The following is a 237-nucleotide window of genomic DNA, read 5'->3' as shown; positions in this document are numbered from 1 at the left end:
TGGCTGATGGAGTGCAGGTTGAGATCATCCTGCTCGGATGTGAGGTCGTCGAGCATCAGAACCGTGGCGTCATTGAGCAGGAAGTAGCTCTTCAACGCCAGCACCTGCCGGCGGTAACGCAGGGAGCCTTGGGACAGGAGCCGGATCTCCGACAGCGAGTCGAACACGACCCGGCTCGGCTTGACCCGCTCGATCTCCGCCAGCGCCATGCGCACGGTCTCGCCGAGCTCCAGATCG

The 237-nt window shown here is 63.3% G+C and carries 1 pseudogene; it reads right to left on the bottom strand.

The features are described from left to right. Positions 1 to 237 (bottom strand): annotated as a pseudogene (locus tag KBI52_RS00095) (circadian clock protein KaiC); the annotation flags it as partial.

The organism is Microvirga sp. HBU67558, from assembly GCF_018069605.1.
In the GTDB taxonomy this organism is placed as follows: Bacteria; Pseudomonadota; Alphaproteobacteria; order Rhizobiales; family Beijerinckiaceae; genus Microvirga; species Microvirga terrae.
The sequence above is the reverse complement of the archived record's forward strand: the minus strand, read 5'-3'. Positions and strand labels throughout refer to the sequence as shown.